Origin of the sequence: Rhodoplanes sp., assembly GCF_013377085.1 — a bacterium.
Taxonomy (GTDB): domain Bacteria; phylum Pseudomonadota; class Alphaproteobacteria; order Rhizobiales; family Xanthobacteraceae; genus Rhodoplanes.
In genome coordinates this window covers 80,331-87,653 of sequence record NZ_JACAAX010000026.1, presented here as the reverse complement: position 1 = coordinate 87,653, position 7,323 = coordinate 80,331, and the positions used below count along the sequence as shown (strand labels likewise).

Annotated in this window: 5 protein-coding genes and 1 pseudogene; all 6 read right to left on the bottom strand. The window is 65.7% G+C overall.

Translation table 11 applies throughout. The features are described 5' to 3' along the window. Window positions 1-73: 73 nt before the first annotated feature. A pseudogene (locus HXX10_RS18165) lies at window positions 74-208 on the bottom strand (ATP-binding protein); the annotation flags it as partial. A 90-nt stretch (window positions 209-298) separates the two neighbouring features. Next, window positions 299-2,119 (bottom strand): ABC transporter ATP-binding protein, encoded by a 1,821-nt coding sequence (locus HXX10_RS18160; RefSeq protein ID WP_296524205.1) that lies wholly within the window; start codon window positions 2,117-2,119, stop codon window positions 299-301. A 102-nt stretch (window positions 2,120-2,221) separates the two neighbouring features. Then, on the bottom strand, window positions 2,222-3,583 hold the full coding sequence (locus tag HXX10_RS18155; RefSeq protein WP_296524208.1) for a radical SAM protein: 1,362 nt from the start codon (window positions 3,581-3,583) through the stop codon (window positions 2,222-2,224). 44 nt (window positions 3,584-3,627) lie between these two features. After that, window positions 3,628-5,019, bottom strand: a complete 1,392-nt coding sequence (locus tag HXX10_RS18150) for a radical SAM protein (protein ID WP_296524204.1) — start codon at window positions 5,017-5,019, stop codon at window positions 3,628-3,630. Between the two features lie 202 nt (window positions 5,020-5,221). Beyond that, window positions 5,222-5,491 carry a hypothetical protein gene (locus tag HXX10_RS18145; RefSeq protein ID WP_296524203.1) on the bottom strand — a complete coding sequence of 90 codons (270 nt, stop codon included), beginning with the start codon at window positions 5,489-5,491 and terminating at the stop codon, window positions 5,222-5,224. 284 nt (window positions 5,492-5,775) lie between these two features. Beyond that, window positions 5,776-7,170 (bottom strand): ATP-binding protein, encoded by a 1,395-nt coding sequence (locus HXX10_RS18140; RefSeq protein WP_296524202.1) that lies wholly within the window; start codon window positions 7,168-7,170, stop codon window positions 5,776-5,778. Window positions 7,171-7,323: the final 153 nt, after the last annotated feature.

The window sequence follows — 7,323 nt, the reverse complement described above, 5'->3', positions numbered from 1 at the left end:
CCGCGCAGCCTAAGACGTATTCTTGCCCAGTCTCGTCAGCTCTTTCCGGGCTACGGCTGCGGTTCTGCCCCGCTCACACCGGAATTCGCACCGTCGCGCGCAGGCCGCCGAGGGGGCTGTCGCCGAGCGTGATGTCGCCGCCGTGCGAGCGGGCGATGTCGCGGGCGATGGCGAGCCCCAGGCCGGTGCCGCCTTCGTCCTGGTTGCGCGCGGCGGACGAGGCCGAGGCGTGGTTCGTGCTGGGTCGAAAGCGAACATTGGAGGCGGTCGGGCCGGGGCTCCGACCGCCTCGACTTGCCTAAGGCGAGTTGTGCCAAAGACCGGCGTAGATGCCTCCGCTGGCGACCAGAGCATCGTGCGTCCCGGTCTCGACGATCCGCCCATGGTCGAGCACGGCGAGGCGGTCGAGAGCGGCGATCGTCGACTTTCGGTGCGCAATCGCGATCACGGTCTTTCGACGCAGCAGGTCGGCGAGTCCGTCCCGCATGGCAGCTTCCGCCTCGTAGTCTATCGCCGCCGTCGCTTCGTCGAGCACCAGAATGGGCGCATCCTTCAACAGCGCCCGTGCGATGGCGATCCGCTGACGTTGTCCGCCGGACAACTTGACGCCCCGCTCGCCGACATGCGCCTCGAAGCCCCGGCGGCCCTCGTCATCGACCAGGGCATCGATGAAGGCGTCGGCCCGCGCGAGCCGCGCCGCATTTTCGACCTCCGCGTCGGTCGCGAGCGGACGGCCATACGCAATGTTGTCTCGAACCGAGCGATTGAACAACGAAACATCCTGCGAAACCATGCCGATGTGACGCCGAAGCGAGTCTTGCGTGACCGACGCGACGTCTTGTCCGTCGATCAGGATGCGCCCGGAGTCGCGGTCGTGGAGGCGCAGCAGAAGAGCGATCAGTGTCGACTTCCCGGCTCCCGATGCGCCCACCAAGCCGACCTTTTCGCCCGGTCGGATGACGAGATCTAGCCCGTCGATCACGACCGGACCGGAGCCATGGCGAAATCGAACCGCCTCGAACACGATCTCACCCGACGAGACCACGAGATCTCCGGCGCCGGCACGATCGACGAGCGCGTGCGGTCGAGCGATGGTCCGCATGCTGTCCCGGACGAGGCCGATCTGCTCGAAGAAACTCCGGATCTCCTGTATGAACCACCCCGACAAGCTGAACAGCCGCATTACCAGAGCCAGCCCCGCCGCCGTCTCGCCCGGTGTGATGCGATCGACCGACCACAGCCATGCCGCCATCGCGGCGACAGCGACGAGCAGCATCGTGTTGGCGAAGGCCAGCAGCACCGATTCCGCGGTCAGCAGCCGGAGGCCGGCCCGGTAGGTCGTGAGATACTCCACCATGGCACCTCGCACCGCCGAGCACTCGACCTCGCGGCCAGCGAAGAGCTTCACGGTCAAGATGTTGGTGTAGGTGTCGACGATGCATCCGGACAGTCCGGACTGTGCCGTGGCACGGAGCATCGAATTGGCGAGAAGGCGAGGGACGAACCAGCGCGCGACCCCGGCACAGGCCGCGATCCACAGCAGCACCGGAACGGCGAGCCAGCCGCTGATGGCCGAGAAGGCCACGATGATCACGCTGACGTAGACGAGAACGTAGACGGCGGCATCGAGCGTCTGCAGGGCGATCGAGCGCAGCGCCGGTCCGACCTGGTTGACGCGGTCGGCGATGCGGCCGGCGTACTCGTTCTGGAAATCGGCGACGGCGTGTCCGAGGATATGGAGATGGCTACGCCAACAGACCTGCATGGTCAGCGGCAGAGAGACGGTCTGGTTGACGAGCGTTTCGTTGAAGGAGACTGCCAGGGGGCGCAAGATCAGCACCACGACTGCCGCCGCAGCGAGGCCGACGGCGCGCTCGTTGCCGATCGACTCCGGACGCGTGCCGGCCAGGAGATCGACGAACCATCCGGTCGCCACGATGAGCCCCGACTCGGTCGACGCGAGCAGGAGAGAAGAGACGAACAATATCGCGAGCCAGGGCCAGACCGGTCGCATATAGAACAGCACGAAGGCGCCGAATGCCGCAGGCGGCGGCTTCCGGTCTTCGGCGGCAAACGCCGGTATGCGGGATTCGAACCAGTCGAACACGGTTCGGAACATGCGGCCTTCTCTCGTTGCAGACTGAAACATGACGAGTCCGACGTCGGACCCGACAGCCGGCTTCAGCGATCCGCGCGGCGGGCACCCGGAGCGAAGGCGCACTCACACGAGAATCCTCGCATTTGAAAGTATCATCACCTCGGCCGATGTCGCGGTGACGATGTCGGACGTCGGTGCCCCGACGAGGTCGCGACCGTCGTTGAACGACGATCCGGGCACGACGATCAGATCCGGCGTTCCATGCGCGGCCTCGTCCAACCGGATCGCCTCGACGATGTCGGATGCGACCAGGAGATCGCCGATCATCACATTGCCGCCGAAATAGCGGTTGGGCGCGGCGGAGACCGTCACCTCACCCGGCCCCAGCGGCGCTGCCATGGCGAACAGCGCCTCGACCTGCGGTGCCAGCAGGGTGGACGTCAACAACAGCGTCCGGCCCGCCGGCCGTTCGGCCAGCCGCCGGCGGACCTGGCCGAGCGCGAAGAGATCGAGACCCTGATGCAGAAAGACGCCGAACATCCGTCCAACCGCCGAATGACCGCGCGGCTTATGAGGATAGTCGTCGTGATCACGACCGCCTTCTTCGACCAGATCGACCGAAACGACGCATCCGTCGCGATCGACCGTCAACCGACGGCGGTCGTCAGCGAGATCGCGACGAATCAAGAGCCGGCGCGCCTGTTCGAGAAAGACGACCGTTTCTCCGTCGATCTCCAACAGGCGATCGCCCGGCCTCAGTCCCGCCCGCGCCGCCGGCGAGTTCCGCACCACGCCGACGACCACCGCATCGAACGGGCTGGCATCGAAAAAATACGGCTCCCAGGTGACGGGTGTCGCGACCTCGCGCCGAAGACCGCGAACCAACTCGGTCAGCCGGCTCCAGGTCTCGAACGTGTCGAAATCCTCCGAGATCGGGAAGAACCGGGTATAGCTCGGCAGATTGATCTTGATGCTGACGGCTTGGTGCGCGTCGAGATAACGGATCGTGTTGGCGATGTCGTCGAGCTCGAGCCCCGGCCAGGCGACGATCGTGCCGGAGAACGGAACTCGATAGTCGCAGAGGTGGCGGATCGCAGCGATCGCCACCTCGGGCATCGGATCCTTCATTATCCGCCGGCGGGTCGCCGCGTCGGCCGTGTTCAGGCTGACCTGCAGGAACACGGGCTGCAAGGTGGCCAGTGCCGCGACCCGGTCCTCGGTGAGGCCGAAGCCGCTGGTGGTGAAGTCGATCTGGTCGTCGGGAAAGTACTCACGAAAGACGCGGATATTGTCGAGGATGTGCGGATTTGCGAAATATTCGCCGACGCGATCGTCGAACGCAGGATAGTTTCCCGCGGCGATCTGCCGGCAGAGCTCGCGCACCATGTGCGGGGTCTTCAGCGACGCGATCCGCCCGGTGATCACTTCCGGGGGATTTCCGAGATGATAACAAAAGTCGCAATGTAGTGGACACCGGGTCGACATCGACCCCAGCATGCCCCATCGGCCGACCGCCCCGGCCTCTGTCGTCACCGGGCGGTTCGATTCTCCACGTAGCGGGCGCATTCGCGATCCGGCCCGATCATGCCGCCGTACCACTGCAGAGTCTTCATCTGGCAGCGGCCGGTCCAGTTGCAATACTCGAAATCGTCGCAGGTCTCGCACGATGTTCCGGCCATCGAGTCGCGTCCGGGATTGGCCAGCCCGAGATAGGCGGACGACTCGTTCCACACGGCGTAGATGCCGCGCTCGAACACGTTGTCGGCGCGAACCTGACGATACATCGGCAGCGAGATGCAACAGGTCACGTCACCGTTCGGAAGAACCGTCAGGGTGCGGATGCCCTGGTCGCAGTAAACCCCTGGAGTGCTCTCGTCTCGACCAGGTGCCGGTTGCCAGCGGTAATCCGTGCCTATTCCATCGCGCAGGATGGGCTCGACCTTCTGGCCGACCTCCTCGGCGAGAGCGATCGCCCCGGCCCGCAACGCGGCGCGCTCCGCGTCGGTCAGCAGCAGATGATCGTCCTTGCGACCGAAGCTCGGCTCGTACTCGATGATGTTGAGAGCAGCGGCTCCGCAGGACTTGGCAAAGCCGATGAGCGGCCGGACGGCGGACAGGTTCGGCCGGCCGACCACCATCTTGATGATGAAGGGAATGCCGCTGCCACGCAGCCCCTCGAGGAGCGCCATTGCGTCCGCAAAGGCGCTGTCGCTTCCGGTGAAGTGCGAGACCTGCACCGGATCCAGGGAATCGAGCGAGAACTCGAGGTGAAGATTGTGGCGGTTCACCTTGGTGAGCCGATCGAGGTCGAAACGATTCTTGGTCGTGACGCGGACGTCGAAGCCGCGCTCCAGCAGCACGTTGACCAGATCGACGCTCTCGGGAAACAGCATCGGCTCGCCGCCGGTCAGGACGAAGGACTGCACCGCGAGGGTCGCGGCCTCGTCTGCCAGTGCGGCCAAGCGGGCAATGTCGAGACCATCGGCCGGGGTTTCGACGTGCTTGGCGTTCATGTAGCAGTATCGGCAAGCGCGGTTGCACTGATCGGTCAAGATCAGCGAAATCTGCGCCGGCGCTGCGCCTCGGGCCAACCCGAGGCGTCCAAGACCCAGCCCCTCCGGCCAGTCGAGCAAACGAGGCGGCTCCGGCGGGCCGTCACCCGCAGCGACCAGACAGTGGCGGAAGCGACTGAATGTCTCGTCGACGATGACCCGGGCCAGTGGCTCTCTCAGCTTGAAGGTGGTTGCCAGTTGGGCGGCGATGTCCTGCCGCGACGTCCGACCGTCGAGAGATGCCAAAGCCAGTGCATTTTCCGGCGCCAGCGAGAACCACAGAAGCCGCTCGTGCGAGAAATCACACAGAAGCCACTCGCAGGGTGTTTTCACGATCGCCCAATGCCGGGTCAGCTTCAGCTCGGGCATGCCAACCTCCGTGCTCGTGACACGATCGAACTCCGCGCCGATCTCCAGCGGAATCAGCGCAGTCGCACGAACGAGTTCCGTCTCAACCGGCACCCGGTTTTCTTATGCGACGCGGTCTTTTGCCGCCGACAGCACCAACTCCCCGACCTCCCGGAAATTCAGGAGCGATCTGCCGTCGAGAAGGCTCGCGTCCCAGGCACGGTCATTCCGGCACGGACACGGTCCGCACGCGACATCCCCAATGCTCACCGCAACGCCCGGCGGCCAGAACATGCAGCGCCCGAAGCGACAGGTCATCGCCGAGTTCTACTGGTTCGGCGTCGATGAGTTTCACAAGGGCGTCGCGATCGATTGCAGTGATGCGATCGGCCTTCTCTTTCATCTTCGACGCGAGAGCTGAGACTCCCAGAAGGCTGTTCTCGAAATTCACATCCGGAGTCGTCAGGGGCCGAGAGTCGATCTGCGTATGCATGATACGTCTCCTCGATGATACTGCAAATCGTCCATGACACTTCAGCGTTGTTAAGCATATCATATCTAATGACTTTTTCAAGTCGTGAAGTCGGATCACCACCCCATCCGTCGACGTCGAACGACCGCTGTCATGCAGCCGAATCGCCCCCGTTGCAGACTAGCCCGGCTCGACGTCAAGACTACTGCAAGCAGATTGGAGTTCGACTATGCCGCCGCGCACGCCCGGATCGGCGGACGCGGACTTACCTCGCCGTCGGCGGCGAAGACCGGCAAGCGCCCCGCTCACACTGGAATTCGCACCGTCGCGCGCAGGCCGCCGAGGGGGCTGTCGCCGAGCGAAATGTCGCCGCCGTGCGAGCGGGCGATGTCGCGGGCGATGGCGAGCCCCAGGCCGGTGCCGCCTTCGTCCTGGTTGCGCGCGTCGTCGAGGCGCAGGAACGGCTTGAACACGTCGTCGCGCAGATGCGCCGGAATGCCGGGGCCGTCATCGTCGACCGTGAGCGTCAGCCAGCGGTGATCGCGGTGGCCCGTGATGGCGATCTCGACGGCGAAGCGGGCGGCGTTCGACACCAGATTGGCGAGACAGCGGCGGAACGCGTGCGGCCGCACGGTGACGACCGGATAGCCGTGGAAGGCGACGCTGGTGCGGTGGCCGTGCCGCTCGGCATCGGCCTTCAGCTCGTCCAGGAAGGCGCCCATGTCGGTCGGCTCGGCCTGCTCGCCGGAGTCGCCGCGGGCAAAAGCCAGATAGGCCTCGACCATGCGGGCCATCTCGTCGACGTCCTTCTTGAGGGCGTCGAGCTCGGGCGCGTCGCCCAGCAGCGCCAGCTCCAGCTTGAAGCGGGTCAGCACGGTGCGCAGATCGTGCGAGACGCCGGCCAGCATGGTGGTGCGCTGCTCGATGGCGCGCTCGACGCGGCGCTTCATCTCGATGAAGGCGATCGCGGCGCGCCGCACCTCCTGGGCGCCGCGTGGCCCGAAATTCGGCACGTCGCGACCCTTGCCGAAGCTCTCCACCGCCTCGGTGAGCCTGAGGATCGGGCGGATCTGATTACGCAGGAACAGGATCGCGATGGTGATCAGCACCAGCGAGGTGCCCACCATCCACAACAGGAAGATCTCCGAGTTCGACGCATAGGCGGCGTTGCGGCGGGCGAACACGCGCAGCACCGAGCTGTCGAGCTGGATGCGAATCTCGACCAGCGACGAGCGCCCCACCGTGTCGATCCAGAACGGTCGCCCGATCTGCTTGCGGATCTCCTCGGAGAGCGCCTGGTCGAGCAGCGAGAAGAACGGCTTTGGACCGACCGGCGGCAGCGCGGTGCCGGGCAGCACGTCGACGACGAGGCCGAGGCGCTCCAACCCGATGCGCCGCAGCGTCGCCTGGTCGGCGTCCTGCGGATAGGATCGGTAGACGTCGATCAGCGCGGCGATGTCCTGGGTGACGGCGGCCGACAGGCGGCGCGTCACCGTGTTCCAGTGCCGCTCCATGAACACGAAGGCGACGACCGACTGCAGGATCACCATCGGGGCGATGATGATCAGCAGCGTGCGGGCATACAGCCGCGCCGGCATGAAGCCCTTCAAGACGCGGCCGATGCGGTCCCAGGCCGCCGTCACCCGGCCGGCGGCGGTGCGCAGCCGCGCCACGTGCACGCCGAAGTCGAGGCTGGTCATGAAGGCACCGAGCGGTCGTGAGGACCGTGCAGGCGTTCCGCCGGTCGTTCCGGGGCGCTGCGAAGCAGCGAGCCCGGACCCCATAACCCCTGTCTCGCCGTATCAACCGGCACCGGGCGTATGGATTCCGGGCCCGCGCGCTCGCGCGCGCGT

What these genes read in the sequence shown, in the direction of transcription:
- HXX10_RS18160 (WP_296524205.1), bottom strand. Translation starts at nt 2,119, where the DNA reads ATGTTCCGAACCGTGTTCGACTGGTTCGAATCCCGCATACCGGCGTTT.
- HXX10_RS18155 (WP_296524208.1), bottom strand. Translation starts at nt 3,583, where the DNA reads ATGTCGACCCGGTGTCCACTACATTGCGACTTTTGTTATCATCTCGGA.
- HXX10_RS18150 (WP_296524204.1), bottom strand. Translation starts at nt 5,019, where the DNA reads ATGCCCGAGCTGAAGCTGACCCGGCATTGGGCGATCGTGAAAACACCC.
- HXX10_RS18145 (WP_296524203.1), bottom strand. Translation starts at nt 5,491, where the DNA reads ATGCATACGCAGATCGACTCTCGGCCCCTGACGACTCCGGATGTGAAT.
- HXX10_RS18140 (WP_296524202.1), bottom strand. Translation starts at nt 7,170, where the DNA reads ATGACCAGCCTCGACTTCGGCGTGCACGTGGCGCGGCTGCGCACCGCC.